At 69.6% G+C, this 14,631-nt stretch carries 12 protein-coding genes; 4 read left to right on the forward strand and 8 right to left on the reverse strand.

Annotated elements, in window-relative coordinates; translation table 11 throughout:
* Positions 1 to 21: 21 nt before the first annotated feature.
* From glgB to ACX114_RS19295, 4 genes are read right to left on the reverse strand one after another with little or no spacing between them, the layout of a single operon-like run.
* Positions 22 to 2,226, reverse strand: coding sequence for a 1,4-alpha-glucan branching protein GlgB (gene glgB, locus ACX114_RS19280; protein ID WP_459299809.1), 2,205 nt, complete (start codon positions 2,224 to 2,226; stop codon positions 22 to 24).
* Positions 2,223 to 3,557, reverse strand: a complete 1,335-nt coding sequence (locus ACX114_RS19285) for a phosphotransferase (protein WP_459299811.1) — start codon at positions 3,555 to 3,557, stop codon at positions 2,223 to 2,225. The genes glgB and ACX114_RS19285 overlap by 4 nt, the downstream gene beginning before the upstream one ends.
* Positions 3,558 to 3,563: 6 nt before the next feature.
* Positions 3,564 to 5,213: a maltose alpha-D-glucosyltransferase gene (gene treS / locus ACX114_RS19290; RefSeq protein WP_459299813.1), complete on the reverse strand. Its 1,650-nt coding sequence runs from the start codon at positions 5,211 to 5,213 to the stop codon at positions 3,564 to 3,566.
* 17 nt (positions 5,214 to 5,230) lie between these two features.
* On the reverse strand, positions 5,231 to 7,225 hold the full coding sequence (locus ACX114_RS19295; protein ID WP_459299815.1) for an alpha-1,4-glucan--maltose-1-phosphate maltosyltransferase: 1,995 nt from the start codon (positions 7,223 to 7,225) through the stop codon (positions 5,231 to 5,233).
* 211 nt (positions 7,226 to 7,436) lie between these two features.
* Between ACX114_RS19295 and ACX114_RS19300 the strand changes: the two genes are divergently transcribed.
* The 3 genes from ACX114_RS19300 (at position 7,437) to ACX114_RS19310 (ending at position 9,681) form a co-directional block, all read left to right on the forward strand.
* Positions 7,437 to 8,042 (forward strand): sigma-70 family RNA polymerase sigma factor, encoded by a 606-nt coding sequence (locus ACX114_RS19300; RefSeq protein ID WP_459299817.1) that lies wholly within the window; start codon positions 7,437 to 7,439, stop codon positions 8,040 to 8,042.
* Positions 8,043 to 8,170: 128 nt separating this feature from the next.
* Positions 8,171 to 8,725 carry a hypothetical protein gene (locus tag ACX114_RS19305; RefSeq protein WP_459299819.1) on the forward strand — a complete coding sequence of 185 codons (555 nt, stop codon included), beginning with the start codon at positions 8,171 to 8,173 and terminating at the stop codon, positions 8,723 to 8,725.
* Between the two features lie 158 nt (positions 8,726 to 8,883).
* A complete protein-coding gene (locus ACX114_RS19310; protein WP_459299821.1) occupies positions 8,884 to 9,681 on the forward strand; it encodes a hypothetical protein in 798 nt (265 codons plus the stop codon).
* Here ACX114_RS19310 and ACX114_RS19315 read toward each other — a convergent pair.
* From ACX114_RS19315 to ACX114_RS19330, 4 genes are all read right to left on the reverse strand, one after another.
* Positions 9,650 to 11,170 (reverse strand): sensor histidine kinase, encoded by a 1,521-nt coding sequence (locus ACX114_RS19315; protein WP_459299823.1) that lies wholly within the window; start codon positions 11,168 to 11,170, stop codon positions 9,650 to 9,652. The genes ACX114_RS19310 and ACX114_RS19315 overlap by 32 nt on opposite strands.
* On the reverse strand, positions 11,167 to 11,841 hold the full coding sequence (locus tag ACX114_RS19320) for a response regulator transcription factor (RefSeq protein ID WP_459299825.1): 675 nt from the start codon (positions 11,839 to 11,841) through the stop codon (positions 11,167 to 11,169). The genes ACX114_RS19315 and ACX114_RS19320 overlap by 4 nt, the downstream gene beginning before the upstream one ends.
* 64 nt (positions 11,842 to 11,905) lie before the next feature.
* Positions 11,906 to 12,916: a dioxygenase family protein gene (locus ACX114_RS19325; RefSeq protein ID WP_459299827.1), complete on the reverse strand. Its 1,011-nt coding sequence runs from the start codon at positions 12,914 to 12,916 to the stop codon at positions 11,906 to 11,908.
* A 134-nt stretch (positions 12,917 to 13,050) separates the two neighbouring features.
* Entirely contained in the window at positions 13,051 to 13,398 is a 348-nt protein-coding gene (locus ACX114_RS19330) for a hypothetical protein (protein WP_459299829.1), read from the reverse strand.
* A 168-nt stretch (positions 13,399 to 13,566) separates the two neighbouring features.
* Here ACX114_RS19330 and ACX114_RS19335 point away from each other — a divergent pair, with 168 nt between their 5' ends.
* Complete coding sequence (locus ACX114_RS19335) at positions 13,567 to 14,625, forward strand: alpha/beta fold hydrolase (RefSeq protein WP_459299831.1); 1,059 nt, start codon at positions 13,567 to 13,569, stop codon at positions 14,623 to 14,625.
* The last annotated feature ends 6 nt before the right edge of the window (positions 14,626 to 14,631 follow it).

A 14,631-nucleotide genomic window follows, 5' to 3' on the forward strand; every position in this document is an offset into this window, starting at 1 on the left:
CGGTGAGGCCAGGGCTTCGTCCTACCCCGGCGTGAACCACACCACCGACAGCGGGGGCAGGGTGAGCGTCGCGGAGGCGGGCTGTCCGTCCCAGCCCGTGGGCTCCGTGTGCACCTGGCCCCGGTTGCCCATGCCGCTGCCGCCGTACTCCCCGGCGTCGGTGTTGACGAGCTCCACATAACGGCCGTGGAGCGGGAAGCCCACGCGATAATCCTCGCGAGGCACCGGCGACATGTTGGCCACGCACACCACGTGACGGCCGGGTGTGCGCGAGCGGCGCACGAAGGCCAGCACGTTCGCCGCGGACGCGTCCGGCTGCAGCCACTGGAAGCCCATGGGCTCGCTGTCCGAGTCGTACAGCGCGGGCACGTCGCGGTAGACGCGGTTCAAATCGCTCACGAGCTTCTGGATGCCCTTGTGGCCCGGGTCGTGGAGCAGGTGCCAGTCCAGGCTCTTGTCGTGGTTCCACTCCGCCGGCTGGCCGAACTCGCCGCCCATGAAGAGCAGCTTCTTGCCCGGGTGGGCCCACATCCACGCGAACAGCGCGCGCAGGTTGGCGCGCTTCTGCCACGCGTCACCCGGCATGCGCCCGTAGAGGCTGCCCTTGCCGTGCACCACCTCGTCGTGGCTCAGCGGGAGCATGAAGTGCTCGCTGAACGCGTACAGCAGGCCGAAGGTGAGCTGGTTGTGGTGGTACTGCCGGTAGACGGCGTCCTTGGAGAAGTACGACAGCGTGTCGTGCATCCAGCCCATGTTCCACTTGAAGTGGAAGCCCAGGCCGCCCTCGCTGACGGGCTGGGACACCTTGGGCCACGCGGTGGACTCCTCCGCGATGACGACCACGCCCGGGTGCTTGCGGCGGATGGTGTCGTTGAGCTCGCGCAGGAACTGGATGGCCTCTTCGTTCTCGCGGCCGCCCCAGCGGTTGGGGACCCACTCGCCGTGCTTCCGGCTGTAGTCCAGGTAGAGCATGGAGGCCACCGCGTCCACGCGCAGCCCGTCCACGTGGTACTCCTCCAGCCAGAACAGCGCGTTGGCGATGAGGAAGTTGCGCACCTCGTTGCGGCCGAAGTTGAAGACGAGCGTGCCCCAGTCCGGCTGCGAGCCCTGGCGCGGGTCCGCGTGCTCGTAGAGGGCGGTGCCGTCGAACTGGCCCAGCGCGTGGCTGTCGCGCGGGAAGTGGCCCGGCACCCAGTCCACGATGATGCCGATGCCCTCCTGGTGCAGGTAGTCCACCAGGTAGCGGAAGTCGTCCGGGTGCCCGAAGCGCGAGGTGGGCGCGTAGTAGCCACCGACCTGATAGCCCCACGAGCCGCCGTAGGGGTGCTCCGACACGGGCAACAGCTCCACGTGCGTGAAGCCCAGCTCCTTCACGTAGCGCGACAGCTCCGGCGCCAGCTCGCGGTAGGTCATGGGCCGGTCGCCGTCCTCCACCACGCGGCGCCAGCTACCCAGGTGGACCTCGTAGACGCTCCACGGGTGGTGGGCGGAGTCCACGTGCTTGCCGCGCGCCTCCAGCCACGCGCTGTCGCCCCAGGAGTAGCGCTGCAGGTCATGCACCACGGACGCGGTGGCGGGCGGCGTCTCCGTGCGGAAGGCGAAGGGGTCCGCCTTGAGCAGCGCGCCGCCGCCGTGGCCGGGGCGGATCTCGAACTTGTAGCGGGTGCCCTCGCCGACCTCCGGGACGAACAGCTCCCAGATGCCGGAGGACCCCATGCGCCGCATGGCGTGCAGGCGGCCGTCCCAGCCGTTGAAGTCCCCCACCACGGAGACGCCCCGGGCGGTGGGCGCCCAGACCGCGAACGACGTGCCCTTCACGCCGTTGTGGTGGATGAGGTGCGCGCCCATGCGCTCCCAGAGCCGCTCGTGGCGGCCCTCGCCGGCGAAGTACAGGTCCATCTCCCCGATGGTGGGCAGGAAGCTGTACGGGTCGCGCAGCGTGAAGACCTTCTTGCCCGGGTACTCCACCTCCAGCAGGTAGCTGAAGGGCTCCGTGCGGCCGTTGATGCGCGCCTCGAAGACGCCGCCGGTGCGGTGCTGCATGGGCACCTTGCCGCCGAACTCCGGCAGGACGTGGATGGCCACGGCCTCCGGGCGGTAGGCGCGCACCACCATCCCGTCACCGTCCGGGTGGACGCCCAACATGGAGTGGGGCTCGGGATGGCGCAGCTCCACCACGCGTTGCAGCTCCGCGTCCACCTGTGCTCTGTCCGCAGGCTTCCTCACTGGGCATCCTCCATCCGCAACAGGGCCTCGACGGGGATGCGCACCCAGTCCGGCCGGTTGGCGAGTTCGTAGCGCACTTCGTACAACAGCTTCTCCAGTTCGAAGGCGCGCAACATCACGTTGAAGGCCTCATCGCTGTCGGGCAGGAAGGCCGCGCCGCGCGTCGCCTGGCGGTAGCCCTCCAGGAACGCGTCGCGGGTGGGGCCCACGCGCCCGCGCGGCTGGCCGCCCTCCAGCGACACGGTGGCCTCCGCGTAGTCGAACGAGCGGATCATCCCCGCCACGTCGCGCAGGGCGCTGTACTTCTCCCGGCGCGCGGTGAAGGAGCGGGACGGCTCGCCCTCGAAGTCGAAGAACAGCCACTGGTTGTCCGAACGCAGCACCTGGCCCAGGTGCAGGTCGCCGTGGATGCGGATCTTCTGGCCGGAGGGCGCCACCTGCGCCAGCCGCTTCGCGTACGTGATGAGCCCGTCGCGCTTGTGCTCCAGGTCCGCGTGCAGCCGCCCGGCGTCCGCCAGCGTCACGCCCAATTCGCCCACGATGGACGCGCTCCAGCGCTGCAGGTCCTCCTGGAGCAGCGGCTCCGGGGAGAACGCCAGGTCGTCCGGCCCCGCGGAGGCGAACGCCTTGTGCAGCTCACCCAGCCGCGCGCCCAGGTCGCGCATGTCCCCGAGGAAGCGCTCGGAGAGCGCCTTCTCCTGGCGCAGCCGCTCCAGCGTGTACTTCCAGCCGTCCACGGCGTCCGGCACGAAGCGGTGCGCCAGCGCGAGCGTCGCGCCGGCGGGGCCCTCCAGGTTCAGCGCGCCCACCAGCTGCGGCGTCGCGCGGAAGTCCGTCTTCGTGGCGAGGAAGCGGCCCACCTCGTATTCGGGGTTCACGCCGGCCTCCAGCTTGCGGATGATCTTGACGATGACCCGCTCGCCCAGCACCAGCGAGGTGTTGCTCTGCTCCACGTTGAGCCGGCGCACGGAGAGCGGCTCCGGCAGCGCCACGCCGCTGTCCGTGGAGGCGATCCATTCACCCACCACGCGGCCGGAGCCGGAGGCCACCTGCTTGCCCTCGCGCGCGAGGTTGAAGACGGCGCGCACGCAGTCGTCGTCCTCCAGCGCGCTGACCAGGCCCTCCGGCGTCTGCCGGACCTGGAGCTGATAGCGCTCCGGGTTTCCCAGCTCGTAGACGACCTCGATGATGGCCAGGGTGAAGGAGCACGTGCCCAGCTCCATGGTCACGTGGTCCACCACGCTGACGCTCTTGATGGGCCACGCCTTGCCGGCGAACCAACGTTGGGCCTTGAGGAAGTCGGGCAGCTTGGTCAGGTCCAGGGGAGTCACTCGGGTTTACTCCTTCGCCTGCAGTGGCTTGTCCAACCGGAACCACAGGAACATGTAGGGCCCCATCGACAGCTGATAGGGCAGGTCGCTGATGCGGGGGAACGGCGTCTCTCCAATCAACTCCACGGGGATGCTGCCTTCGAACTCGCGCAGGTCCAGCACGCCCGGCTGCGCGAAGCGCGACAGGTTGCAGACGACGAGCACCGTCTGGCCCTCCCACTCGCGCACGAAGGCCAGCACCTTGCGGTTCTCCGTGGTGAGGAAGCGCAAGCTGCCCATGGCGAACACGGGGTAGCGCTGGCGGATGCCAATCATCCGCTTCACCCACTGGAGCAGGCTGGACTTCTGCCGCTCCTGGGCCTCCACGTTGATGGACTGGTAGCCGTAGACGGGGTCCGCGATGACGGGCGCGAAGAGGCGCGCGTAGTCCGCGCGGCTGAAGCCCGCGTTGCGGTCGCCGGTCCACTGCATGGGCGTGCGCACGCCGTTGCGGTCGCCCAGGTAGATGTTGTCGCCCATGCCGATCTCGTCCCCGTAGTAGAGGACCGGCGTGCCGGGCAGGGTGAAGAGCAGGCTGTGCATCAGCTCGATGCGGCGCCGGCCGTTGTCCATCAGCGGCGCCAGGCGGCGGCGGATGCCCAGGTTGATGCGCATGCGCGGGTCGGTGGCGTACTCCCGGTACATGTAGTCCCGGTCCTCGTCCGTCACCATCTCCAGCGTCAGCTCATCGTGGTTGCGCAGGAAGATGGCCCACTGGCAGGACTCCGGGATGTCCGGCGTCTGCTGCATGATTTCCACGATGGGCGTGCGGTCCTCGCGGCGCACCGCCATGAAGAGGCGGGGCATCACCGGGAAGTGGAAGCCCATGTGGAACTCGTCGCCCTCGCCGAAGTACACGCGCACGTCGGCGGGCCACTGGTTCGCCTCCGCGAGCAGCACCTTGCCCTGGTACTCGGAGTCGATCGTCTTTCGCAGGCGCTTGAGGAACGCGTGCGTCTCCGGGAGGTTCTCGCAGTTGGTGCCCTCGCGCTCGAAGAGGTAGGGCACGGCGTCGCAGCGGAACCCGTCCACGCCCATGTTGAGCCAGAAGCGCATGACGTCCAGCATGGCTTCCTGCACTTCGGGGTTGTCGTAGTTCAGGTCCGGCTGGTGGCTGAAGAAGCGGTGCCAGAAGTACTGCTTGGCCACCGGATCCCACGTCCAGTTGGAGCGCTCGGTGTCGGTGAAGATGATGCGCGCGCCCTTGTAGGACTCGTCCGTGTCGCTCCAGACGTACCAGTTGCGCTTGGGGCTGTTGGGGTCGCGCCGCGCCTCCTGGAACCAGGGGTGCTGGTCGCTGGTGTGGTTCACCACCAGCTCGATGATGATGCGCAAGCCGCGCTTGTGCGCCTCTTCCACCAGCCGCTGGAAGTCCGCCAGCGTGCCGTAGTCCGGGTGGATGCCGTAGTAGTCCGCGATGTCGTAGCCGTCGTCGCGCAGCGGGGACGGGTAGTGCGGCAGGAGCCACAGGCAGTCCACGCCCAGGTCCTGGAGGTACGGCAGCTTTTCAATCAGGCCCGGGATGTCCCCGTGGCCGTCCCCGTTGGAGTCATGGAATGCGCGGATGTGCAGCTCGTAGATGAGCGCTTTTTTGTACCAAAGCGGATCCAGGTCCATACGCCTCTCGGAAGGGGTCACTCGAAGTAGTCGAACGCGTGTTCGGTGCGGCGGTAGCGGTACACGGCCCAGATGGCCGCGGGCTGTTCGGGCGTCAGGCGCACCTGCACGTCCGGGCCCTGCCAGAGCGAGCGCTGATCAGCCATCAGCTCCTGCACCTGATAGGTCTCCTCCGCGGAGACGCCCAGCCATTCCATGGGCACGCGGAGCAGCGCTTCCTGCGGTGCGTACGGATCCAGGCTCACCGCCACCAGCACCGTGCTGAGCCCGTCTGGTGAACGCTTGCCGTAGAAGAGGACGCGGTCGTTGTCGGACTCGAAGAAGCGCAGCGCCTGGTAGTGCTGGAGCGCGGGGTGCTCCTTGCGGATGGCGTTGAGCTTCGAAATCCACCCGGAGATGTTCCCCGGCCGGTCCCAGTCCCAGGCGACGAGCTGGTACTTCTCCGAGTCCAGGTACTCCTCCTTGCCCGGCACGGGACGGCCCTCGCACAGCTCGTAGCCGGAGTACATGCCCCACACGGATGACAGGGTGGCGGCCAGCGCCACGCGCAGGCGGAAGGCGCCGGGGCCCGCGTTCTGGAGGTTCTCCGGGAGGATGTCCGGCGTGTTGGGCCAGAGGTTGCCGCGGAAGTAGTCCGCCACGGGCGGCTGGGTGATCTCCTCCAGGTACGTGCGCAGCTCGTCCTTGAAGAGGCGCCAGGTGAAGTACGTGTACGACTGGGTGAAGCCCACCTTGGCCAGGGCCTTCATCACCTTCGGGCGGGTGAAGGCCTCCGACAGGAAGAGCACGTCCGGGTGCTGGTCCTGCACCTCGCGGATGAGCCAGTGCCAGAACTGCATGGGCTTGGTGTGCGGGTTGTCCACGCGGAAGGTCCGCACGCCGTTGTCCACCCAGTGCAGGACGACGGACTTGAGCTCCTTCCAGAGGGCGTCCCGCGCGGGGCCCATCCAGTCGAAGTTGACGATGTCCTCGTAGCGCTTGGGCGGGTTCTCCGCCGTCTTGATGGTGCCGTCCGGGCGGTGCTGGAACCACTCCGGATGCTCCTTCACGTACGGGTGGTCCGGCGAGCACTGGAAGGCCAGGTCCAGCGCCACCTCGATGCCGTGGTTCTTCGCCGCGTCCACGAACGCGCGGAAGTCCTGCAGCGTGCCCAGCTCCGGGTGCACGGCCTTGTGGCCGCCCTCCGCGGCGCCAATGGCCCACGGGCTGCCCACGTCACCGGGCTCCGCGCGCAGGCTGTTGTTCTTGCCCTTGCGAGCGGTGCGCCCGATGGGGTGGATGGGCGGAAGGTAGACGGTGTCGAAGCCGAGCTTCTGGACGTACGGCAGCCAGGCCTGCGCGTCCTTGAACGTGCCGTGCGTCTTGCCGTCGCGCTTCGCGGAGCGGGGGAAGAACTCGTACCAGGCGGCGTTGCGCGCCTTCTCCCGGTCCACGAAGACCTCCAGCACCTTGTCGTACCGGCTGGCGAGCGTGCGGTCCGGATGCCGCGACGCCGCGTCCGCCAGCTCGGAGGACAGCGCGACGAGGAGATGGTCCGGCGTGGGCGGCGTGCGCAGGCGAGCCCCTGCCTCGGCGAGCAGCCGGTGGTCCTCCGCGGCCTTGCCCTTCGCGCGCGCGGCGGCGCCTTCCAGCAGGGCGGCGCCTTCCAGCAGCTCGCTCTTCACGTCGCGGCCGGCGTCCACCTTGCGCTTCAGCTCGTGCGCCCAGGTGCGGAAGAGATCCGGCCAGGCTTCAATCGTGAATTCGTAGCGGCCGTTCTTCGCGAGCGGGATGGAGCCTTCCCAGGCGTCGTTGTTCTTGAAGGCGAGAGGGACCTCCGCCCAGTCCGTCTTCTGGGCGGCGGGGGTGACCTGGCGCCAGCGGGCGACGGCCACGAGCACGTCGTGGCCCTCCTTGAAGATGTCCGCCCGGACGGTGAGGGTCTCCCCGGCGACGCGCTTGATGGCGTAGCGCCCCGCGTCCAGCTCCGGCTGGACGTTCTCGATGAACACGCTTCCGAGTCGTTCGGTCATATCGGCTGGCGGCCCCTTATAGGACTCTGAGTCAGTGGCTCCAGGCGGCATTGCGCGGGTGTTGTTGATTGAAGATGGCTGCTGCCTGGTCGCGTTGGCCTGTCAACGTTAGGAACGGAGGGAGCGGTCGCCCAGCCCGAGGGGCTGGGTGGATGGGCCCCGATGGTTGAAGCTGGGATCCGCCCCTCCGGTTGCGGTATCCGGGACGAACATGGCGCCCAACGACTCCGCTGCTCAGCAAGCGAGTGACCTGTCGGCCGACCGCGACCTGCTGAGGCAGGTGGCGCTCGGCAGTGCGGCCGCCATGCGGGATGTCTACGCGAGGTGTTCCGCGCGGGCGTTCGCCATCGGGGTGCGGCTGCTGCCCACGCGCGCGGACGCGGAGGAGGTGCTGCAGGAGACCTTCCTGGAGGTCTGGCGGCGCGCGCGTGAGTTCGACCCGGAGCGCGGCGGACTGGAGACGTGGGTCACGACCATCGCGCGCACGCGGTCCATTGATCGGCTGCGTGCGTTGGGCACGGTGTCGCGGATGGTGGAGGGTGTGGCGCAGCAGCCGCCACCGGTGAGCGCGACGCCGCCGTCACCGGATGACGCCGCGGGCGTGGCGCAGGACCAGGCGCGGGTGCGGGCAGCGATGGCGCGGTTGCCGCCGGAGCAGCGCGAGGTGGTGCTGCTCGGGTACTTCGACGGGCTGTCCCAGAGTGAGATCGCGAAGAAGACGGGCCAGCCGCTGGGGACGGTGAAGACGCGTGCGCGGCTGGCGTTGGAGAAGCTGGCGGTGCTGCTGGATGCGCCCGTGGTGAGCTCGCCGGGCTGAGTGCAGGACACCCGCCCTGTTCCGCGGGGACGGGCGGTGGGGCAGGCCCCGGCCGCGTCCTCCTTGCCGTGGTTGGGTGGGGCCCCAAACGTTGCGTCTGTTTGGCGAACCCGAGGGAGGGGGCGGACATGCGCAAAATGCGGGAGACGGGGTCAGCGTTGATGAACGCGCGGGAGATGCGGCTGGTGTTGGCCAGTGCGCCGCGCAACCTGATGGAGCTGTCCCGGCGTGAGCTGATGGGGATGGTGCGGCGCGCGCGCGGCCTGGTGGGCCAGTACGAGAAGCTGGCGCACCGGCTGCGCCGTGAGGCGATGCGCGTCCCCATGGGGAGCCGCGTGATGGGCGGGCGCATGGACACGCGGCGCAAGGCCGCCCTGTTCCGCAAGGCGCTGACGCGCTTCGAGTCACAGCTGCGGCGGATGGAGATGACGCCGGTGCGCAAGGCGCGGTCCGTGATGCGCAAGCGGCCAGCGGCGAAGAAGACGCTGCGGCCCGCGATCCGCGCCACGGTTCGGCGCAAGAAGACGGTGGTGGCGAAGAAGTCGCCGCGGCCCGCGGGCTATGCGCGCCGGGGCCCGGTGAAGGCGCGAGCGCACAAGGCGCGGCGCATCCCGGCGATGAAGGCGCAGGCGCACCGGACCGTGAAGGGGCGGGCGCCGGCGCGTCGGACCGCGACGCGGTAGCGGATTCAGGGGGAGGGAAGCCGGGTCGCGTCCAGCTCGTGGCCTGGCGAGGGGGAGGGGAGCTGGACTGTGTCCGCCCCGCTTGGGGGCGGACACGGTGGGCTCGAAGACGCGAGACCTGCTGACGGCCTGCTGACGACCTGCGTAGATGACGGCCCATGCGGAAATCCTGGCCGTACGCAGTGGTGCTGCTGGTGGTGTTCTTTGGCGTGCCGATGCTGTTGCGCCACTTCATCCCAGACCGACAGCAGGCGATGACGATGTTTACCGTCGTCATGCTGGCCCTGGCGGTACTCACGGCGCTCTACTTCCTTCCTCGCTACCGCCGGAGCAAGCAGCTCACGGACGAAGGGCTCCAGCTGTTGTCGGAGGGGCGGGTGGCCGCCGCGCTCGAGCGGTTCGAGGCGTCGCGGCCCCTGGCCAAGGTCCAGGTCATCCCCACGTACAACATCGGAATCGCCCGGCTCCAGCTCTGGCAACTGCCGGTGGCGAATCAGGAGCTTTCGAGCCTGGAGTCACGCAAGGATTTGACGCCGCAGTTCCGTGGGGTGTTGTCCGCGGCGATCGCGCTGGTCGACGCGCTCGAAGGTCGCCTTGCGCGGGTGGAGCCCCGGCTGACCGAGGCGAGGTCGCTGGTGGATTTTCCCTTGGGGTTCGCACCGCTTGCTTCGGCGGTGGTGGCGTGCCGCGAAGGACGCTGGGCCGAGGCCCACGTGCTGCTGGCCGATGCCTCGCTGGAGAATTTCAACGGACCGTTGCTCGGTTTGCGCAAGGTGCTGGAGGTCTGGTGCGTCGAGCAGCTCACCGGGGAAGCACGGCCGGTGGACGCCATCGCACTCTTCGGGGAAGCGTCACAAGACTCACTCCAGGCCGCGTGGCCAGAGCTCGTGGATTACGTGGTGAAACGGTCGCGCCTGCCTCCGGTCACTCCGGCGGCGACATCAGCGGACCGGTGAAGGCGACCTCCAGGCCCCCGTACTCCGAGGGGGCCAGGGTCATCTTCCAGCCGTGCAGCTCCACTACGTTGTGCACGATGTGCAGGCCCAGGCCCTGACCTTGGGGCTCGCGTGTCCGCGCCGCGTTGCCTCGGAAGCGGCGCTCCAGGATCCGGGAACGCTCCTCCTCGGAGATGCCCGGCCCATCGTCGATGACTCGCAGGTGGAAGGTCTGGTGGCGCGTCGTCTCCAGCACCACCGCCACGTGGCCGTCCTCGCGCCCGTACCGGATGCCGTTGAGCACCACGTTGCTCACCGCCTGCTCCAGCAATGTCTCGTCGCCCATCACCCAGGTGGGCGTCGCCGGGACTCCGCTCTCCAGGGCGATTCTCTGGGGCCTCGCGATGGGCTGGTGCCGGCCTAGCACCCGGGACACCAATGCGTTCAGGTCCACCGGCGCGTGCTGGACCTGCGGTGCTCCCGCCTCCAGCCTCGCCGCGGCTCCCAGGTTGTGCACCAGCGAGGCCATGTAGTGCGCCTCGCTCATCGCGGACAACATCAGGCCTGACTCCAACGGCTCACCCGAGCGCATCCGCTGCTGCATCGCGGCCAGGTGCCCCTGCAACACCGTGAGCGGCGTCATCACGTCGTGCGTCGTGTTCGCCAGGAAGTCCCGCAGCGTCTGCTCGCGCGCCTGCTGGTGCGCCATCCGTGCCTGGATCTCCGCTCGCGCCTGCTGGAAGACCCGGGCCAACTCGGCGATCTCGTCGCTGCCGCTCACCGTCACGGGCTGCTCGTAGCCGCTGCCGGATGAGGCTCGCACCTCGTCCGTCAGCCGGCGCAGGCGCTGCACCACCGGCCCCAGCGCCACCACCATCGCGGACAGGAGGATGAGCGTGGGCACTCCCCAGACGTACAGCGGCGGCAGTCCCACCTCCGGCGACTCCGCGGGCTCCACCCGGCGCGCGAGCACGTACTCGCAGGGGCCTCCGTCCCAGGGCATGCGCAACAGCAGGTCCTGCACCAGCGCGCCGTCCGCCTTCGAGTAGCGGCGCACGCCCACGCCGTCGTCCTGCACGCCCTTGCGCAGCTCGTCGTCCAGCGCCGGGGCCTGCGGGTTTCGCGAAACGAGCTGTCCGTCGAACGGGTAGAGGAACACCGGCGGCAGGCGCCGTCCCAGCGGCCCCCGGCGCGGCGGACCTTCGTCTCCGGGCCTGGGGCCTCCCGAGGCGGGGCCTTTGCCCGAAGGCTCGCTCGGCGCGACCGTGCCGTCGGGCAGGCCTTCGCGTTCCCACGGTGGACGCTGGGGGAGACGGGGGCGGACCATCCAGGTCTCGGGCGCGGCCTCGCAGCGCTCGCGGCCCCCGGACTGCATCTGCGACATCGTGGACGCGATGATGACTTCGTCCGTCGTGCGGCGGCGCACCGAGTGCTCCACCTGCACCAGGGCGAACACCGCGGGCACCGTCACCGCCACCGCCGTGAGCGCCAGCCGCAACCGCAGCTTCACGCATCCTCCCCGGGCACCAGGCGGTAGCCCACGCCCCACACCGTCTCCACGCACTTCACCGGCCCCAGCTTGCGCCGCAGCCGCGACACGTGGACGTCCAGCGTGCGCTCCGTTCCCTCACGCTCCGGATCCAACACGTGCTCCACCAGCCACTGCCGCGTCACCGCCTCCTGCGGCCTGCGCGCCAGCGCCGCGAGCAGCTCGAACTCCACCCGCGTGAGCTCCACCGGCCGCCCCTGCACCTGCACCGAGTGCCCCTGCAGGTCGATGCGCAGCGGGCCCACCTCCACCACCGCCTGCTCCTTCTGCAACGTGGGCCGGCGCAGGCGCGCACGCACGCGCTCCACCAGCTCCTCCGGCCAGAAGGGCTTGGTCATGTAGTCGTCCGCGCCCAGCTTCAGCGCCCGGACCTTGTCCAGCGTATCGTTGCGCGCGCTCAGGATGAGCACGGGCACTTCCGAGAAGGTCCTCAGCGCCTTGAGCATGTCCAGGCCGTAGGTGCCCGGCAGCATCAGGTCCAACACCACGAGGCTCACGTCCGGCAGGTCACCGGAGACCAGCAGCCGGCCCTCGCGCCACCACACGGGCTCGAAGCCCGCGCCGCGCAGGTGCCCGACAATCTGGGACCCGAGCTGATCGTCATCCTCGACCAGCAGGATGCGCTCGCCCATGTGCCTTGCCTCCCTTCGGACACACCACCCCGGACGACTCCGGGGTGGCCCGGCTCACCCTAGTTCAGGGCATGCCACCGTCGAAGCCCGGCGGGGGACCCATGCCGCCATCCCAACCGGGCGGGGGACCCATGCCACCGTCGCCACCCGGCGGAGGGCCGCCCGGGCCACCACCGCCGCCGCTGCCACCCGGCATGGCGCAGGACGCATTGCTCAGCGACGAGCGGATGACCAGCGTCTTGGACGCCAGCATCGCGCCGTCCGACATGCGCTGCGTGGCGAAGAGGTAGTCGCCCACCGCGTCGCCAGAGACCACCGTGTCGTTCTGGTTGGTCGTGTCGCGCTCGCCACGCGTGTTGTAGAGCGGCTGGTTGTTGACGATGTCGTCGCTCGTCGAGTCGTCGAAGAAGAGCTGCGACGTGACGAACTCCTGGCCGTTCACCCGCACCGTGAAGTGGATGTGGATGGTGCGGCTGCTGTACCAGCCGGGGAAGCACGTATCGAAGTCCACGCGCCCGTTGGCGTCCGTGGTCTGCACGCCCCGGAACCACCGCGCCGCGCGGGCCGTGGCGTCTCCGGACGTGCAGAAGTCGCTCGCGTCCTCGCCGGAGTACAGGCCCTCCGGGTCCGCGTGCCAGATGTCCACCGTGGCGTTCGGGATGGGCGTGCAGGACTCGTCCACGAGGAGGAAGGCCAGGCGCACCGGCAGGCCGTCATGACCCTCGCTGATGTCCTTGCGGTCCACCGTGGTCGCGTAGCAGGGCCCCAGCGTGGCCTCGCAGGTGAGGTTGCACACCGTGCCGATGCCGGACGCGAACGGATCCGGATACGCGGCGGCGGCCGTCATCGCCGCGGTGCCGCCCGTGGCCCAGAAGCCCGGATCCACCACGCCCGCGTCGGAACCCGTGCCCGCGTCGGCGCCGGTGTTCGTGTCGCCGCCCGTCGTGTCGTCGCCACCGCAGGCGACCAGCAGCTTCGCCACGGGAACCGCGGCCAGCGACAGGCCAATGCCGCGCAGGATGCTCCGGCGCGTGATGACCTTGGGGGAAAGGTCCTGAGGGGATTCGCTCTTCATCCGGGGTTCCTCCGGGAGCTCGGGAGCCAGGAGCGGCGAGAGTGCCGCCCACGGGGCCGCCCGGGGCTGACCGGACGGCGAACCGGGTTATCTCGGGAGAACCTTAAGCAATCCTTGCGCGGAAGGACCGCGACTCAGGAAAAGCGCACCCGGAAGGCGGCGAGCAGCGGACCCGCCGCCCGTCCGTCCGCCGTGGACTTCGGACCGCCCTCGGGGAGCGTCGTGCCCAGCTCCTCCAGCGCGGGCTTCATGGACTCGAAGGCGTGGAGCGCGTCCGCCGCGTTGTCGAAGAAGCGCGGATGCGACAGCCATCCAGAGATGCCGCAGGTGACGACGTGGAAGGACCGCGAGTCGTCCGATTCGTAGGTGAGGCGCGACAGGCCGCGGAAGCCCTCGTCCCGCACGATGGTGCCGCCCTGGCTGCCCATGCCCCCGAGCGTCGCGCCGCCCTCGTAGTCGCTCCAGCCCGCATCCGTGCTCATGCCCCACGCATAGCACCCCTTGCGCTGACGCGGGCGGAGTGACAGGGAGGCGCCGCGCCGTCGACCGTGGATCCGGTCTGGCGCAGCGAGCGCCGCTCCGGGTGGGGTTGCACGCAGGTTGTCGGCCTCCGCGCACCGACCAACGTTTGCGGTGTGGGGGGATGCGTCATGTCCGCGGAAACAATCCATGAGCCGCGCTACACCGAGGAGATCGTTCCCTTCCTCGCGGGTGACGGCCGCGCGCTGCACCTGGTGCACCTGCGCGGTGTCGAGAAGGCGGACAAGGGACCGGTGGTGCTGGTGCACGGCGCCGGCGTGCGCGGGAACATCTTCCGCGCGCCGGTGCGCCAGACCGTCGTGGATGCGCTGATTGAAGACGGCTACGACGTGTGGCTGGAGAACTGGCGCGCCAGCATGGACGTGGAGCCGGGCGAGTGGACCCTGGACCAGGCCGCCGTCCTGGACCACCCGCCCGCCATCCGCACCGTGCGGGAGAAGACGGGCGCGGACAAGATCAAGGCCGTCATCCACTGCCAGGGCTCCACCAGCTTCACCATGGCCGCGGTGGCGGGGCTCCTTCCGGAGGTGGACCTCATCATCACCAACGCGGTGTCGCTGCACCCGGTGGTGCCGAAGACGGCGAAGGTGAAGCTGCACTACGCCGTGCCGCTGGTCGCGCAGCTGACGCCCTTCCTGGATCCGCAGTGGGCCTACGGCGGCCCCACGCGCACGGCCCGGATGCTGACGCGCGTGGTGCAGGCCACGCATCACGAGTGCGAGAACCTGGTCTGCCGCTGGACGAGCTTCACCTACGGCACGGGCTTCCCGGTGCTCTGGCGCCACGAGAACCTCAACGCCCAGACGCACGACTGGCTCCAGCACGAGTTCGGCCCCGTGCCCTTCAGCTTCTTCAAGCAGATGGACCAGTGCGTGCGCGCCGGCCACCTGGTGCCCGTGGAGGGCTTCCGCGCGCTGCCGGAGGACCTGGGCGTGCGCGAGCCCCAGACGGACGCGCGCTTCGTCTTCTTCGCGGGCGAGCAGAACCGCTGCTTCCTCGCGGAGAGCCAGCGCCGCAGCTTCGAACACCTGGAGCACTTCCACCCGGGCCGTCACGCGCTGCACGTCCTGCCGGGCTACGGCCACCTGGACGTCTTCATGGGCAAGCGCGCGTCCCAGGACGTCTTCCCCCTCATCCTCTCCGAGCTGGATCGCCCGACGGTCCACTGACGAAAG

The sequence above is a fragment of the Corallococcus sp. M7 genome, from assembly GCF_054512695.1.

Bases quoted from the DNA above. Each gene is read 5' to 3' on its own strand.
- treS (WP_459299813.1), bottom strand. From the start codon at position 5,213: ATGGACCTGGATCCGCTTTGGTACAAAAAAGCGCTCATCTACGAGCTG.
- ACX114_RS19295 (WP_459299815.1), bottom strand. From the start codon at position 7,225: ATGACCGAACGACTCGGAAGCGTGTTCATCGAGAACGTCCAGCCGGAG.
- ACX114_RS19300 (WP_459299817.1), top strand. From the start codon at position 7,437: ATGGCGCCCAACGACTCCGCTGCTCAGCAAGCGAGTGACCTGTCGGCC.
- ACX114_RS19305 (WP_459299819.1), top strand. From the start codon at position 8,171: ATGCGCAAAATGCGGGAGACGGGGTCAGCGTTGATGAACGCGCGGGAG.
- ACX114_RS19310 (WP_459299821.1), top strand. From the start codon at position 8,884: ATGCGGAAATCCTGGCCGTACGCAGTGGTGCTGCTGGTGGTGTTCTTT.
- ACX114_RS19320 (WP_459299825.1), bottom strand. From the start codon at position 11,841: ATGGGCGAGCGCATCCTGCTGGTCGAGGATGACGATCAGCTCGGGTCC.
- ACX114_RS19325 (WP_459299827.1), bottom strand. From the start codon at position 12,916: ATGAAGAGCGAATCCCCTCAGGACCTTTCCCCCAAGGTCATCACGCGC.
- ACX114_RS19330 (WP_459299829.1), bottom strand. From the start codon at position 13,398: ATGAGCACGGATGCGGGCTGGAGCGACTACGAGGGCGGCGCGACGCTC.
- ACX114_RS19335 (WP_459299831.1), top strand. From the start codon at position 13,567: ATGTCCGCGGAAACAATCCATGAGCCGCGCTACACCGAGGAGATCGTT.